The sequence below is a fragment of the Leisingera sp. G5_S3_59_S7 genome, from assembly GCF_054968485.1.
The window spans coordinates 14,469-28,048 of the sequence record NZ_JBQKUH010000056.1 but is presented as its reverse complement, the minus strand read 5'-3'; the positions used below and the strand labels follow the sequence as shown (position 1 = coordinate 28,048).

14 protein-coding genes are annotated in these 13,580 nt (G+C 67.4%); 6 read left to right on the top strand and 8 right to left on the bottom strand.

The window, feature by feature from the left end:
* The first annotated feature begins 184 nt into the window (after positions 1–184).
* The 6 genes from ACTRWG_RS18845 to ACTRWG_RS18820 all read left to right on the top strand — a co-directional run bounded on the left by ACTRWG_RS18845 (position 185) and on the right by ACTRWG_RS18820 (position 7,047).
* A complete protein-coding gene (locus ACTRWG_RS18845) occupies positions 185–1,321 on the top strand; it encodes an ABC transporter substrate-binding protein (RefSeq protein ID WP_462829781.1) in 1,137 nt (378 codons plus the stop codon).
* 73 nt (positions 1,322–1,394) lie between these two features.
* Positions 1,395–2,315: a branched-chain amino acid ABC transporter permease gene (locus tag ACTRWG_RS18840; protein ID WP_259969991.1), complete on the top strand. Its 921-nt coding sequence runs from the start codon at positions 1,395–1,397 to the stop codon at positions 2,313–2,315.
* Positions 2,312–3,301 carry a branched-chain amino acid ABC transporter permease gene (locus ACTRWG_RS18835; RefSeq protein ID WP_375544415.1) on the top strand — a complete coding sequence of 330 codons (990 nt, stop codon included), beginning with the start codon at positions 2,312–2,314 and terminating at the stop codon, positions 3,299–3,301. Before ACTRWG_RS18840 ends, ACTRWG_RS18835 begins: the two co-directional genes overlap by 4 nt.
* Entirely contained in the window at positions 3,294–4,049 is a 756-nt protein-coding gene (locus tag ACTRWG_RS18830; protein WP_462829780.1) for an ABC transporter ATP-binding protein, read from the top strand. Before ACTRWG_RS18835 ends, ACTRWG_RS18830 begins: the two co-directional genes overlap by 8 nt.
* Positions 4,046–4,735, top strand: a complete 690-nt coding sequence (locus ACTRWG_RS18825) for an ABC transporter ATP-binding protein (RefSeq protein ID WP_027234006.1) — start codon at positions 4,046–4,048, stop codon at positions 4,733–4,735. Before ACTRWG_RS18830 ends, ACTRWG_RS18825 begins: the two co-directional genes overlap by 4 nt.
* A 212-nt stretch (positions 4,736–4,947) precedes the next feature.
* Complete coding sequence (locus ACTRWG_RS18820) at positions 4,948–7,047, top strand: TonB-dependent siderophore receptor (protein WP_027234007.1); 2,100 nt, start codon at positions 4,948–4,950, stop codon at positions 7,045–7,047.
* 82 nt (positions 7,048–7,129) lie between these two features.
* Here ACTRWG_RS18820 and ACTRWG_RS18815 read toward each other — a convergent pair whose 3' ends face one another.
* Genes ACTRWG_RS18815 through ACTRWG_RS18780 form a run of 8 tightly spaced genes read right to left on the bottom strand, consistent with a single transcriptional unit; the run spans position 7,130 to position 13,579 of the window.
* Complete coding sequence (locus ACTRWG_RS18815) at positions 7,130–7,972, bottom strand: energy transducer TonB (RefSeq protein ID WP_462829779.1); 843 nt, start codon at positions 7,970–7,972, stop codon at positions 7,130–7,132.
* Positions 7,969–8,352 carry an ExbD/TolR family protein gene (locus ACTRWG_RS18810; RefSeq protein ID WP_027234008.1) on the bottom strand — a complete coding sequence of 128 codons (384 nt, stop codon included), beginning with the start codon at positions 8,350–8,352 and terminating at the stop codon, positions 7,969–7,971. Before ACTRWG_RS18810 ends, ACTRWG_RS18815 begins: the two co-directional genes overlap by 4 nt.
* Positions 8,353–8,362: 10 nt before the next feature.
* Entirely contained in the window at positions 8,363–8,740 is a 378-nt protein-coding gene (locus tag ACTRWG_RS18805) for an ExbD/TolR family protein (protein ID WP_027234009.1), read from the bottom strand.
* A 4-nt stretch (positions 8,741–8,744) separates the two neighbouring features.
* The gene (locus ACTRWG_RS18800; RefSeq protein WP_027234010.1) at positions 8,745–9,695 is read right to left on the bottom strand and encodes a MotA/TolQ/ExbB proton channel family protein; all 951 of its coding nucleotides are present in this window, start codon (positions 9,693–9,695) and stop codon (positions 8,745–8,747) included.
* Positions 9,692–10,756, bottom strand: a complete 1,065-nt coding sequence (locus ACTRWG_RS18795) for a siderophore-interacting protein (RefSeq protein WP_245597321.1) — start codon at positions 10,754–10,756, stop codon at positions 9,692–9,694. The genes ACTRWG_RS18800 and ACTRWG_RS18795 overlap by 4 nt, the downstream gene beginning before the upstream one ends.
* Positions 10,753–11,535: an ABC transporter ATP-binding protein gene (locus ACTRWG_RS18790; RefSeq protein WP_462829778.1), complete on the bottom strand. Its 783-nt coding sequence runs from the start codon at positions 11,533–11,535 to the stop codon at positions 10,753–10,755. Before ACTRWG_RS18790 ends, ACTRWG_RS18795 begins: the two co-directional genes overlap by 4 nt.
* Positions 11,535–12,551, bottom strand: a complete 1,017-nt coding sequence (locus tag ACTRWG_RS18785) for a FecCD family ABC transporter permease (RefSeq protein ID WP_462829777.1) — start codon at positions 12,549–12,551, stop codon at positions 11,535–11,537. Before ACTRWG_RS18785 ends, ACTRWG_RS18790 begins: the two co-directional genes overlap by 1 nt.
* On the bottom strand, positions 12,548–13,579 hold the full coding sequence (locus tag ACTRWG_RS18780) for a FecCD family ABC transporter permease (protein ID WP_462829776.1): 1,032 nt from the start codon (positions 13,577–13,579) through the stop codon (positions 12,548–12,550). Before ACTRWG_RS18780 ends, ACTRWG_RS18785 begins: the two co-directional genes overlap by 4 nt.
* Between the last annotated feature and the right edge of the window lies 1 nt (position 13,580).

Sequence of the window (13,580 nt, the reverse complement as noted above, 5' to 3'; positions counted from 1 at the left end):
TATTTTATGCTTGAAATAATAATCCAAGACTGCGTAGGCTCACCTTCAGGGCTGGCGCAAGATCAGCCGGGGAGATGCGGGCTTATGGCGGTCTTGGCTTCTGCGGCTGCCGCGGTAAAGTCGTAAGCATTTGATCAAGAACCCTGGTTTTGGGCCGGGGCACATTCTGGGAGGATTGAACGATATGAAGACCATTCGGATGCTGGCGATGGCGGCCGCAATTCCGGCGCTGGCAACGGCCGCGCAGGCGGAGACAAAGATCGGCATGATCACCACCCTGTCCGGCGGCGGCGCGGGGCTGGGCGTGGATGTGCGCGACGGATTTATGCTGGCGATCGAACAGGACGGCCGCGAGGGCGTCGAGGTGGTGATCGAGGACGATCAGCGCAAGCCCGACGTGGCGGTGCAGATTGCCGACCGGATGATCCAGTCCGAGAAGGTGGACATCATGACCGGCATCATCTGGTCCAACCTGGCAATGGCGGTGGTGCCTGCTGCGACCGCGCAGAACGTGTTCTACCTGTCGCCGAACGCCGGCCCCTCGGCCCTGGCGGGCAAGCGCTGCCATCCGAATTACTTCAACGTCGCCTGGCAGAACGACAACCTGCACGAGGCTGCGGGCGCCTATGCCAATGAGGCGGGGCTGAAGAACAGCTTTATCCTGGCGCCGAACTACCCGGCGGGCAAGGACGCGCTGACCGGCTACAAGCGGATGTACGAGGGCGAGCTGGCCGGTGAGATCTACACCAAGCTGGGCCAGACCGATTATGCCGCTGAAATTGCACAGATCCGCGCTTCGGGCGCCGACTCGGTCTATTTCTTCCTGCCCGGCGGCATGGGGATTTCCTTCCTCAAGCAGTATGCAGGCAGCGGCGTGGACCTGCCGGTGGTCGGTCCGGCGTTCTCCTTCGATCAGGGTATTTTGCAAGCGGTGGGCGATGCCGCGCTGGGGGTCAAGAACACCTCGCAGTGGAACAAGGACATCGACAATGAGGCCAACGCCGAATTTGTCGCCTCCTTCCAGGAAAAATACGGCCGCCTGCCCTCGCTTTACGCGAGCCAGGGCTTTGACACCGCCAACCTGATCCTGAGCGCGCTGGACAAGGCAGAGGCTTCTGATCAGGACGCGTTCCGGGCGGCACTGAAGGCGGCGGAGTTCAACTCCGTGCGCGGCAGCTTCAAGTTCGGCGACAACCACCACCCGATCCAGGACATTTACGTCCGCGAAGTGATCAAGGAAGGCGATGTCTTTACCAACAAGATCATCGCCACCGGCCTGAAAGACCACGCCGACGCTTATGGCGGCGAGTGCAAGATGTAAGCTAAGCCTCTGAGCGGAGACGCCCTGTCCGGCGTCTCCGCAAGCGGTCAAGCTTCCCCGCGGAAATCCGAAAATGACTTATATTCTTGTTCTGGAGCAGATCCTGAATGGGCTCCAGCTCGGGGTGATGCTGTTCCTGATGGCAGCCGGGCTGACGCTGGTGTTCGGGGTGATGGGGCTGATCAACCTCGCCCATGGTTCGCTATATATGGTGGGCGCCTTTGCCGCCGCCGCGGTGGCGGGCTGGACCGGATCCTTCGTGCTGGCGCTGGCGGCGAGCCTGGCGGCGGCTGCCGCCGCGGGTGCGCTGATGGAGCTGGTGGTAATCCGGCGCCTGTACCGGCGGGACCACTTGGATCAGGTGCTGGCGACCTTTGCGCTGATCCTGATCTTTTCCGAAGGCACCCGCTGGCTGTTCGGCTCCTTCCCGCTGTTCCTGGATGTGCCGGCCTATCTGTCGGGGCCTGTCAGCCTGCCGGGGGGGATTGAATATCCGCTGTACCGTCTGACCATCATCCTGATCGGATTGGGCATTGCCGCCGGGCTGTTCCTGCTGATTGCCCGCACCCGCATCGGTATCCAGATCCGGGCAGGCGAAGCGGACCGCGAGATGATCGCGGCGCTCGGCGTCGATATTTCCAAGCTTTACACGCTGGTCTTTGCCCTTGGCGCGGCGCTGGCCGGGCTGGCGGGGGCGCTGGTGGGCGCGATCCAGTCCGTGCAGGTCGGCATGGGTGAGCCGGTGCTGATCCTCGCCTTTGTGGTGATCGTGATCGGCGGCATCGGCTCCATCAAGGGGGCCTTGGCGGGTGCGCTGCTGGTGGGGATGACCGATACGCTGGGCGGGGTTTTCCTGCCGCAGCTGTTCGGCTTGTTTCTGGACCCGGCCAGCGCGGCCTCTGCCGGGGCGTCGCTGGCGTCGATGCTGATCTATATCCTGATGGCGGCGATCCTCTTGGTGCGCCCCTCTGGCCTTTATGGAGGGAGCGCATGATGCTGACGCGCGAGAGCCTGCTCAATTGGGCGATGATTGCGGCGCTGCTGATCGTGCCGCTGGCAGCGTGGTCGCTGGATGAGCCCTTTATCATCACTTTGGCCACCAAGGCCGCGATCCTGGCGCTGGCGGGTGTGGGACTGAATATTGCCCTTGGCCTTGGCGGGCTGATCAGCCTGGGCCATGCGGCGTTCTTCGGGATTGGGGGTTATGCTATGGGCATCCTTGCCGCCCATGCCCAGAATTATGAGCCGCTGTTCGACTGGCCGTTCCTGTTTGAGGGCAGCAACCAGATGCCGCTGATCTGGCTGGTGGCGGTTGTGTTCAGCGCGCTGGCGGCGCTGGTGATTGGCGCCTTGTCGTTGCGCACCTCGGGCGTCTACTTCATCATGATCACCCTCGCCTTCGGCCAGATGCTGTATTACTTCGCGATCAGCTGGAGCGCCTATGGCGGCGAGGACGGGCTGTCGATCTGGGTGCGTAATGAATTCCCGGGTCTCAACACCCTGGATCCGATCCAGTTCTTTGCCATTGCCTATGTGATCCTGTGTCTGGCGCTGGTGTTTGCGGCGCGGCTGGCGCGCTCGCCCTTCGGGCTGGCGCTGGCGGCGGCGCGGCAGAACGAGGACCGGGTGCAGGCGGTGGGCCTGACGCCGTTTACCCTGCGGCTGACGGCCTTTGTGATTTCCGGTGCTATCACCGGGCTGGCGGGGGCGCTGTTTGCCGATCTCAACCGCTTTGTCAGCCCCACCATGCTCAGCTGGCACACCAGTGGCGAGATCATGATCTTCGTGATCCTCGGCGGGGTCGGGCGGCTGTACGGGCCGGTCGCGGGGGCGGCACTGTACATCATGCTGGAGCATCTCTTGGGCGGCGTCAGCGATTACTGGCAGATCTTCCTGGGCGTGCTGCTGCTGCTGATCGTGCTGTTTGCCCGCGGCGGGCTGATCGGGGCGCTGGCAGGACGGGAGAAAGCGCATGGCTGATGCGGTTCTGAAAACCAAGGGCCTGTGCAAGAGCTTTGGCGCGTTGCAGGCAAGCAAAGATGTGTCGCTGGACCTGCGGCCCGGTGAAATCCACGCGCTGATCGGGCCGAACGGCGCGGGTAAGTCCACGCTGATCAAGCAGATCGCGGGCAATATCACGCCCGACAGCGGGCGGGTGGAGCTGCTGGGACGTGACGTCACCGCGCTGGACACGGTGGCGCGGGCGCGGATGGGGCTGGGGCGGACGTTCCAGATCTCGGCGCTTGCGATGGAATACACCGTGCTGCAGAACGCGGTGCTGGGGGCGCTGGGGGGGCGGGGCCGGCCGTTCCATTTCTTCCGCAACGTGATGAAGGATCCGGAGCTGCTGGCGCAGGCGCGCGACGCGCTGGAACGGGTGGGGCTGACACAGGATGCAAACCGCCGCACCGCCGACCTGTCGCACGGCCAGCGCCGCCAGCTGGAGGTGGCGGTGGCGCTGACGCTGAAGCCCAGGCTGTTCCTGATGGATGAGCCGATGGCGGGCCTGGGCGCGGCCGGGTCCAAGGCGCTGACCGGGTTCCTGGATGGCTTGCGGCAGGAGGCGCCGATCCTGCTGGTGGAGCATGACATGGACGCGGTCTTTGCGCTGGCGGACCGGATCAGCGTGCTGGTCTACGGCCAGATCATTGCCACCGGCACCGCGGACGACATCCGCGCCAACGCCGAGGTGCGCCGCGCCTATCTGGGAGAGGAGGACGCCGCATGAGCCTGCTGACCTTACACGGCGTCGAGGCCTCTTACGGCCCGGCGCAGGCCTTGTTCGGCGTCGATCTGGAGATCGGCGAGGGCGAGGTGGTGGCGCTGATGGGCCGCAACGGGATGGGCAAATCCACCACCATCAAAACCATCTGCGGGATGCTGGGAACCTCCAAGGGGGAGCTGACGTTCGACGGCCATGACCTGCGCCAGCTGCCGTCTTACAAGATCGCGCGGCTGGGTGTCGGTCTGGTGCCCGAGGGGCGGCGCTGTTTTGCGCCGCTCACAGTGGAGGAGAACCTGATTGCCGCCGCCCGGCCCGGGCCCTGGGACATGAAGAAGGTCGCAGAGCTGTTCCCGCGGCTGGAGGAGCGGCGCAGCCAGACCGCCGGATCGCTGTCGGGCGGCGAGCAGCAGATGCTGACCATCGGCCGCGCTCTGATGACCAATCCGCGGCTGCTGATCCTGGACGAGGCAACCGAAGGCCTGGCGCCGGTGGTGCGGCAGGAGATCTGGGCCGCGATCGGGCGGCTCAAGCGCGAGGCGGGGCTGGCCATTCTGGTGGTCGACAAATCGCTGAAGGAGCTGTCGGCCATCGCCGACCGCGCGGTGATCCTCAACAAGGGCAGCAACGCCTGGGGCGGCAGCATCGGCGAGCTGCCGGCAGAGGTGGCGGACCGGTATTTGGGGGTGTGACCCCCGGGGCCAGTCAACGGCGCCTTTGGGCGTAAAAGGTGATGCATTTTTGCAAGTTTTGAACCTTAGGAACGGCTGTTCCCGGCACCCTTCGGGCCTTTGGCCCGGCAGGCGGCGATTGGCGCTTGACCACGCGCCTGATCCTTACTAGCCCGCACTTACCCAGCAATACGTCAGGCAGAAATTGCAACCGCACATAGCGGAGATGGGACATGATTCTGCGACGTACTGCTGCGTCAGCTTGTGCCCTGCTGGCAGCCATGCCGGCACTGGCCGAAGTTGTCGAGCTTGAACAAATCAACGTAAACCAGCACAGCGGCGAGGGCTTCTTTGGCGAGAGCATCTCGCTGGAGACCGGCGCCATTGCCAAGACCGGCGACCCGATTGCGGAAACGCCGCGATCGGTGACGGTTGTGACCGCCCAGGAAATCGCTGCGCGCGGCGCCCAGAACGTGGAGCAGGCGCTGCAATACTCCGCGGGCATCGTCGGCGGCCAGTGGGGGCTGGACAACCGCGCTGACTGGTATCTGGTCCGCGGCTTCAGGGCCAGCACGCTGCATGACGGGCTGCCTGCCCGCTATGGCTTCTACAATGACACCAAGCCTGAGCCCTTCCTGCTGAACAGCATCGAAGTGCTGAAAGGGCCGGCCTCCGGCCTGTATGGCAGCGGCTCGGTCGGCGGGGTGGTGAACACCACCTCCAAAACCGCGGCGCAGGACGCCGAAAACCTGCTTCAACTGCAGGTTGGATCGCATGACCGCAAGCAGGTGGCCGCAGATGTCAGCGGTGATCTGAACGAGAGCGGCACCCTGCGCTACCGGTTTGTTGGGGTGCTGCGGGATGCCGAGACCCAGGTTGATCATTCGCAGGACGACGTGCTGGCGCTGGCGCCGTCCATCACCTGGCGGCCCAATGAGGATACCGAGCTGACGGTGCTGGCCAACTATCAGGAGACCGAAGGCAGCCCGCTGATCCAGTTCGCCTCGATTTATGGCACGCTGCTGCCTGCGACGGGGTTCGGCAATGGCGATTTCCTCCCCAGCAGCGTTTTTGTCGGTGAGCCGGGGTTCGACAGGTTCGACACCGAGCAGCGCGCCATCACCGCGATGTTCAAGCACCGGTTCAACACGGTCTGGAGCCTCAACGCCAATGCGCGCTATCTGGACGCCGAAGCCCTGTACCAGCACGCCTGGTGGGCTTTCGACAACACCGGCACCGGCCGGTACAATCCGGACGGCACCATCAACCGCACGTTCTACCGCGCGGAAAACCGGCTGAAGACCTGGGCAATCGACGCCTATGCCACCGCGGAATATGCGCTTGGCGGCTTTGATATGCGGACCTTTGCCGGGGTGAGCTACACCCGCGGGCATTATGACAGCGATACCGGTTATGGCGCCCAGGTTGGCCCCATCGACCCGTTCAACCCGGTCTATGCCGGCTATCCTTCGATCACCGTGGCAGACACGCCCGGCACCTCGATCACTGAGGCGGGCGCTTATGTCCAGCATCGCGCTTCCTACGACGGGCGGCTGTTCGTTGATCTGGGCCTGCGTTACGGCGACATCGAAACCGGGGCGAGCAACGGCAGCTTTGGCGCGACGAGCATCGCCGCCAAGGACAGCGAATGGACCACCAACGCGGCGGTTATGTACCGGTTCGGCAACGGCGTGGCCCCCTACATCAGCTATGCCGAAAGCTTCCGCCAGGATGCGATCGGCACCGATGTGAATGGGACCCCGTTTGAGCCGACACGCGGCGAGCAGGTAGAAATCGGCGTGAAATACCACCCGCTTGGTACCGATACGCTGCTGACGGCGGCGGTGTTCGACCTGACCAAGTCGAACCTGACGGTGGCCGATCCAGGCAATCCCGGCTTTCAGGTGCAATCGGGCGAAGCCACCGCCAAGGGGCTGGAGCTGGAAGCCTATCACCGGTTCGGCGATCTGACGGTTGATGCGGCCTATACCTATCTCGACACCGAAGATGCCGAGGGCGATTACATCGCCCAGGTGCCCAAGAACGCGGCGTCACTGTGGCTGAACTATGCGCCGCGGCAGGGCCAGTTGCAGGGTTGGACATTCGGGGCCGGGGTTCGCTACAACGGCGAGGCCTGGGGTGGGTCCAGCACCTACCTGACTCCGTCCTACACGCTGTATGACGCAGCGGTGTCTTACGGCCAGGACAACTGGCTGGTGTCGCTGAACGTGCGCAACCTGAGCGATGAACGCTATGTCACCACCTGTGCGGGCGGTGCCTGCTATTTTGGCGACGGGCGCAACGTGGCGCTGACGCTCTCCACCAAGTTCTGAGCCCTTCCGCAGCGGTTCAAAAAGGAAAAGGCCCGCGCACGGCGCGCGGGCCTTTTTTGCCGGGTCAGACACTGTGGCGGGTTTATCTTGAAAAGCTCATCGGCAGATTGAAGGTGAGCTGGCTGAGGCTGAGTTTCTTGGGGGCGGAGGGGAATTTTCCGGCCCGCGTTACCGCCTGCAGCGCCGCCTGGTCAAACACGGCGCTGCCGGAGGATTTGGCAATCCGGTACCCGAGAAGCTGACCGGAGCGGGACACGGTGATCCGCACCACCGCTACGCCGCTGCCGCTGGCGCCAGAGGGGTAACGCTTGCGGCGTTCGATGCGGGCGCGGATTTTTGCGCCCCAGACCGCTTGCAGCCTGGCCCGCTGCCCGGCCTCGGCAGTGGCAGCAGCAGAGCCGCCCGCCTGCCCGGCCTGTGCGCCGCCGCCAGACCCGGCGGCGCGCTGCCCGGCCCGGCTGGCTGAAGTCTGCTCCGCCTTACGCGCCTGCTGCGGTTCGCGCGTGCGCTTGGGCTTCGGGCGCGGCTGCGGCTCAGGTTTTGCCTCCGGCTCAGGCTTTTGCTCAGGCGGCGGCGGGGGCGGCGTGGTGTCTATCTCCAGCGTTTCGGCAGGCGCGGGCCGGGCCAGTGCAATCTGCGCGGCCGCGCGCGGCGCCTGGGCCAGCTCGAACTGCGGTACCGCGGGCGCCGCGGAGACAGTAGGCGGCCGGGTCAGGTCTGGCTGCAGTTGCGGCACGGCCTGCGGCGGGCGCTGCCAGGCTTCGACCATTTCGGCCATGGTGGCATCCGCGGCCTGGACAGAGACCAGCGCATCGCCGCCCGCGCCGCTCGACTGTGTGCCGGAGCGGGGCGCGGCGGCGAACAGCGCGGCGTGGATCAGCGCGGCGATCCCGGCAAAGACGGTGAGTTCGGCGGCGCGTTTCATTGCGGGCGCACCGCCAGTTCGGCCCGGCTGAGCCCGGCGGCTGCCAGCTGCCGCAGGATCCGCGCCAGCACCGCGGCCTCCAGCCCGGCATCGGCCCGCAGCTGCACCGCGGCGCTGTCGGTGCTGGCGGCGGCCAGCCGGGCAATCGCCGCCTCGCCCCCGGCTCCGTCAAAGTGCATTTGGCCATCCGCATCAATATACAGCACAGCGTCTGCCTTGGCCTCGGTGTCCAGCGCGGCCTCGGGCGGGGTGACGTCGAAGGGCTCGGGCTGGGCCAGGCGGGAGGTCATCAGGAAGAAGATCAACAGCAGAAACACCACGTTGATCATCGGCACGATGGATTCAGCCCGCGGGCGGCGGGGGGGATCGGTCAGGTCCATGCGCGTCTCCTCATTCCACCAGCACGAAATTGGTGAAGCCCGCCTGCCGCAGCAGCGCGGTCACGTCGGTGATGCGCTGCAGGCTGGCCTTTTCGCGGCCGCGCAGCACCAGCAGGTCAGCCGGGGTTTCCATCAGCGGCGCCAGCGCCTGCGTCAGGTTGCTGCCGGCCACCGGAACGCCGTTGATGTCCAGATTGTTCGGCCCGATCCCGATCAGCCGCGGCGGGCCGGTGTAAGTGCCGCCCTGACCGGCCAGCGGCAGGTCCAGCACGGCCTCCATGCCAAAGCGCGAGGCCAGCATGAAGAACACCAAGAGCAGGAACACCACGTCGATCATCGGCGTCAGGCTCGGCTTGCGCCGGGGTTTGGCGGGCGGGTCCAGCAGCATCGTCTCACTCGGCCGCCAGTTTCAGGTCCGCAGGCGCGGCGGCCACGAACAGCCGGGTGGCGCTGTCTTCGATATCGCGGCGGATGCGGCTGATCACCGCCTCGAACCAGGTGAGCGCGGCGGAGGCCGGGATTGCCACCGCCATGCCCGCGGCGGTGGTCAGCAGCGCCTCCCAGATGCCGCCCGCCAGCAGCGCCGGATCGGCGCGAGAGCCTGCCGCCTGCAGCGCCTGGAAGGCGGCGATCATGCCCAGAACGGTGCCGAGCAGGCCCAGGAGCGGCGCGATGGTGGCAATCAGCTCCAGCGCGCCCAGCCCGGTGGCGGCACTGCCCAGATGCAGCTTGGCCACCCGGGCGGTTTCCTCGCGGGCGCGGTTCTCGGGCAGGGTGGCGAGGGCGGTCAGGGCCGTGGCCACCACCCTGGAGCGGATGCCGATGCGCCCCTTGACGATGGCCAGCGCGGCGCTGGTTTCGCCGCGTTCATAGGCCTCCACCGCGCGGCCTGCCTTGCCGCGCGACCAGGCGCCGATCAGCGCCAGGCGCCAGATTTTCCACAGGATCAGCGCCAGGGTGATTACAGACAGCGCCGCAATCGCCCAGATCGACGGGCCGCCGTCGCGCAGGAATTTCACCGCCTTGGCAGCGGCATCGCGGGCGGTCTGCGCCAGTTCCTCCTGCCGGGTCAGCGGTTCGGCGGGCGGCAGCGCCTGTGCCGCCGGCACATCATCGGCGGGTTCAGTCAAAGCAGCGTCAGTGCCGGACGGGGCCGCAGGCGCGGCGGCTGCCGGGACGTCCACTGCGTGTGCCGCTGGGGTGACAGGCGAGGATACCGCCGGGGCCTCGGCGGCGATTTGCGGCACCGGTGCCGCGGGCGATTCCTGCGCGGCAACCGGACCTGCAAACAGCGGGGCGGTCAGAAACACTGCGGCAACGGCCGCATGGGCGCGGTTGGTCATGATTGGCTCCAATATGCGGCGATATAGCTGGTTCCGGGGGCGGGTTTGTCCTGCCGAAGCGCTGCGCGCAGGCGCTGAACTTCGGCCTTCTCGCAGGCGAACCACAGGTAATGGCCGGGCGCGTGCTTGCGCGCCGCCAGCGCCCGGTCTGCCAGGCTGTGTTTGTCCTCGCGGCGCAGCCAGGTCAGCGTGACGCCCTCTGGCGCGGTCACTGGGTAGCCGCAGCCTTCTCCTTCGTTGCTCAGCAGAACGGCCTCGCCCGCGCTGTTCTGCGGCAGGCTTTCCAGGATGCGGGCCGCGGCGGGCAGGGCGGTTTCGTCGGCGTAGAGCAGGATGTTCGAGGCCGCGGGAATGCCGCCGCCGCCGGGACCTGCAATGGCGAGCCGGTCCCCGGGGCGGGCCCGGCGCGCCCATTCGGTGGCGCGGCCCCCGTCGTGCAGGAAGATATCGAACTCCATCAGCCCGGCCTCATGGCTGATCCGGCGGGTGGTGTAGACCGGACGGTGCAGCGCGGCCTCTCCCCCGGGCCAGACAGTGGCGCCGGTTTCCGACAGCCGGGGCCATTCCGGCGCGGCACAGTCCGGGGGCGGCAGCAGCAGGCGGAAGTGGATGGCATCGTCCTGAAAGCTGGCGAGATCCGGGGATTTGACCTGAACACGCAGAAAGGCGTTTCCGATTGGCGTAACCGACTGGACCGTGGTGAAATGGACGTTGGGCGGCAGCGCGCCAGCGGCGGCGTCCGGCCAGCGCAGGGCCTTGGAGGCACCGGGCCGGATCTCGTCCAGGTGGCTGGCGATGCCGTCCTTCAGCATGTGCAGCCGGTCCGGCATGGCTGCCGAAACGCGGATCGCTGTGCCGCCGTCCCGGGCGGCAAAGCTGTAGTGACCGAAGCCTGTGATTTCCACCGTCACTGCAACGGCGCTGTTTTCAATCACCGGCAGCTCATGCTCCTGCGCCATGGCAATGATGGCCTGGCGGACGGCGGCAAAGGGCAGCTCAGGCAGTCCGGCGTTTGCCTGCAGCGGGAAAGCGGGGCGGATGGTCATGGCGGCCTCGTTCATTCGGGGATGACATGCGGGGTGCCATGCACCGGATCGGCGATGATCCGGCAGGGCAGCGCAAAGACGGACTTCATGACCGCTTCCGTCACCACCTCGGATGGCGAGCCCTGGCAGAACACCCGCCCGTCCTTGAGCGCGATCATGTGGCTGGCAAAGCGGGCGGCCAGGTTGATGTCGTGCAGCACCATTGCCACGGTGCGGCCGGTTTCGCGGTTGAGCCTCTGCACCAGCTTCAGCAGCTCAATCTGGTGCGGCAGGTCCAGGTAGGTCGTGGGCTCGTCCAGCAGCAGGATGCCGGTTTCCTGCGCCAGCGCCATGGCGATCCAGGCCCGCTGGCGCTGCCCGCCCGACAGTGCCTCCAGCGGTCTGGCCCCGTGCCCGGCCATGTTGGTGAGGTCCAGCGCCCGGGCGACCGCCTCCGCGTCCTGCCGCGACCATTGCCGCAGCGCCGACTGATAAGGGGTGCGGCCGCGTGCCACCAGGTCGCGCACCGTCAGCCCATCGGGCGCGGACGGGGTTTGCGGCAGGATCGCCAGGCGCTGCGCGACTGAGCGGCTGCTTTGCCGGTGGATCGCCTTGCCGTCCAGCACCGCCTGGCCGCGGCCGGCGGGCTGCAGCCGGGCCAGGGTCCTGAGCAGGGTGGATTTGCCGCAGGCGTTGGGGCCGACAATGGCGGTCAGCCCGCCATCGGGAATGGCAGCGGTCAGGCTGTCCAGCACGGGCGTTCCGGCATAGCCGGCCGAGAGATCCTCGGCCCGCAGGCGGGCGGTGTCAGGCATCAGAGCGTTCCTTTGCGAAAATGCGCCAGCAGAAGCCACAGCAGCACCGGGGCGCCGATGAGCGCGGTAAAGACGCCGGCGGGCAGCTGCACCCCCGGCACCATGCGGGCGGCGGTGTCGGCCAGCAGGGTCATCAGCGCCCCGGCTGCGGCGGCGGCCAGCAGCGCAGGCCTGCCGCCAGGGATCAGGCGGCGAGCGATCGGGCCAGCGGCAAAGGCGACAAAGGGCAGGGGACCGGCGGCGGTCACCGCCAGCGCGGTCAGGAGAATACCGGCACCGGTCACCGCCAGCCGCAGGCGGGAGACGGGCAGCCCCAGGCCGGTTGCGATGCCGTCCTCCATCGCCAGCCGCGCCAGCGGGAAATGCAGCTGCCACAGCACCGGCGCCAGCAGCGCCAGTCCGGCCCAGACCCGCGCCGCGTCCGTCCAGCTGCGGCTGTGCAGCGAGCCGGTGAGCCAGCCGATCATGTCGGACGCGGTCGGCGGGTCGATGCGGCTGATCAGCAGATCCGCAGCGGCAGTCAGCGCCAGGCTGGCGCCGATACCGGTCAGGATGAGGCGGCCCGGGGCCAGGCCGTCCTTCCAGCTCAGCAGGATGACCAGCGCTGCGGCCAGCGTGGCGCCGGCAAGGGCGCCGGGCAGCATCATGCCGCCGGTCAGGATCACCGCGGCCAGGGCGCCGCAGCTGGCGCCGGCGTTGAAGCCGATCACATCCGGCGAGGCAAGCGGGTTGCGCAGCATCGTCTGGAACATCGCGCCTGCCAGGCCAAAGGCAGCGCCGGCGCCAAGCGCGGCGGCAATCCGCGGCAGCCGGTGGTCCAGCAGGATCATCTGCTCGATGCTAGTGCCCTCGCCGCGCAGCACCGCGGCCATCTGGCTGCCGCTGAGGGGGTAGCTGCCGGTCAGAACCGCCAACAGGGCGGCGGTCAGCAGCACGGGCATCAGGCAGAGACCGGCCAGCAGCGCCCGGCGTGATACCTGCACCGACAGGGCAGCGAAGCGGAGGGTCCAGGTCATAGGCTGCGCACTCCGTTCCGGCGCACCATCCAGATCAGCACCGGCCCGCCGATCAGCGCGGTCATCACGCCCGCCTGCATGTTGCCGCCGAACAGCGGCAGGCGCCCGGCCAGATCGGCGGCGATCAGCAGCAGCGCCCCGAACACTGCAGAAAAGGCCAGCGTCCAGCACATGTCCGGCCCGGCGGCCCAGCGGGCCAGATGCGGCACGATCAGCCCGGCAAAGGCGATCGGCCCGGCCATCGCCACGGTGGCGCCGCACAGGAGCACGATGGCAATCCCGGCGGTGGTCCGCGCCAGCCCGGTGCGCACGCCCAGCCCCTTGGCGGTGTCCTCGCCCAGCTGTAAGGCGTTCAGCCCGCTGGCCGCCACGGCGGCAAGCGCTGCGCCCAAGCTTAGAAAGGGCAGCAGCGTATAAAGGGTCGCCGTCTGAATACCGTCAAACCCGCCCAGCACCCAGAAGCGGAAGACATCCAGCGTTTGCGAGCTGACCAGCAGCAGCGCCCGGGTGAGGGCGAGGATCAGGGCGCTGAGCGCCGCGCCCGCCAGCACCAGCCGCAGCGGGTTGGCGCGGCTGCCGCCGCCCAGCAGGAACACCAGCACCGAGGCCGCCAGCGCGCCGCCAAGCGCCACCCAGACAAAGGCTGCCGGATCTGTGATGCCGAAGCCCAGGATGCAGATGACCACCCCGAGCGCGGCGCCGCCGTTGATGCCCAGCAGGCCCGGATCGGCCAGCGGGTTGCGGGTCATGCCCTGGATCAGCGCGCCGGAGATGCCAAGCGCGGCGCCTGCAAGCACGGCTCCGGCCAGCCGCGGCAGGCGCATGTCGCGGATCACGATATGGGCGGCATCATTGGGGTCATAAGCTGTCAGCGCGGTCCAGACAGTCTCCCAGCCGGCGGGCCGGAAGCCAAAGCGGAGCGCGGCGGCTGACAGCAGCACCAGCCCCAGCAGGGCTCCGGCGAGCCTGAGACCGCGCAGGCTGGCGGCAAGCCGGGCCGGGGAGATGGCAACGGCAGAGATGCTCATG

What these genes read in the sequence shown, in the direction of transcription:
- ACTRWG_RS18845 (WP_462829781.1), top strand. Translation starts at nt 185, where the DNA reads ATGAAGACCATTCGGATGCTGGCGATGGCGGCCGCAATTCCGGCGCTG.
- ACTRWG_RS18840 (WP_259969991.1), top strand. Translation starts at nt 1,395, where the DNA reads ATGACTTATATTCTTGTTCTGGAGCAGATCCTGAATGGGCTCCAGCTC.
- ACTRWG_RS18835 (WP_375544415.1), top strand. Translation starts at nt 2,312, where the DNA reads ATGATGCTGACGCGCGAGAGCCTGCTCAATTGGGCGATGATTGCGGCG.
- ACTRWG_RS18830 (WP_462829780.1), top strand. Translation starts at nt 3,294, where the DNA reads ATGGCTGATGCGGTTCTGAAAACCAAGGGCCTGTGCAAGAGCTTTGGC.
- ACTRWG_RS18825 (WP_027234006.1), top strand. Translation starts at nt 4,046, where the DNA reads ATGAGCCTGCTGACCTTACACGGCGTCGAGGCCTCTTACGGCCCGGCG.
- ACTRWG_RS18820 (WP_027234007.1), top strand. Translation starts at nt 4,948, where the DNA reads ATGATTCTGCGACGTACTGCTGCGTCAGCTTGTGCCCTGCTGGCAGCC.
- ACTRWG_RS18815 (WP_462829779.1), bottom strand. Translation starts at nt 7,972, where the DNA reads ATGAAACGCGCCGCCGAACTCACCGTCTTTGCCGGGATCGCCGCGCTG.
- ACTRWG_RS18810 (WP_027234008.1), bottom strand. Translation starts at nt 8,352, where the DNA reads ATGGACCTGACCGATCCCCCCCGCCGCCCGCGGGCTGAATCCATCGTG.
- ACTRWG_RS18805 (WP_027234009.1), bottom strand. Translation starts at nt 8,740, where the DNA reads ATGCTGCTGGACCCGCCCGCCAAACCCCGGCGCAAGCCGAGCCTGACG.
- ACTRWG_RS18800 (WP_027234010.1), bottom strand. Translation starts at nt 9,695, where the DNA reads ATGACCAACCGCGCCCATGCGGCCGTTGCCGCAGTGTTTCTGACCGCC.
- ACTRWG_RS18795 (WP_245597321.1), bottom strand. Translation starts at nt 10,756, where the DNA reads ATGAACGAGGCCGCCATGACCATCCGCCCCGCTTTCCCGCTGCAGGCA.
- ACTRWG_RS18790 (WP_462829778.1), bottom strand. Translation starts at nt 11,535, where the DNA reads ATGCCTGACACCGCCCGCCTGCGGGCCGAGGATCTCTCGGCCGGCTAT.
- ACTRWG_RS18785 (WP_462829777.1), bottom strand. Translation starts at nt 12,551, where the DNA reads ATGACCTGGACCCTCCGCTTCGCTGCCCTGTCGGTGCAGGTATCACGC.
- ACTRWG_RS18780 (WP_462829776.1), bottom strand. Translation starts at nt 13,579, where the DNA reads ATGAGCATCTCTGCCGTTGCCATCTCCCCGGCCCGGCTTGCCGCCAGC.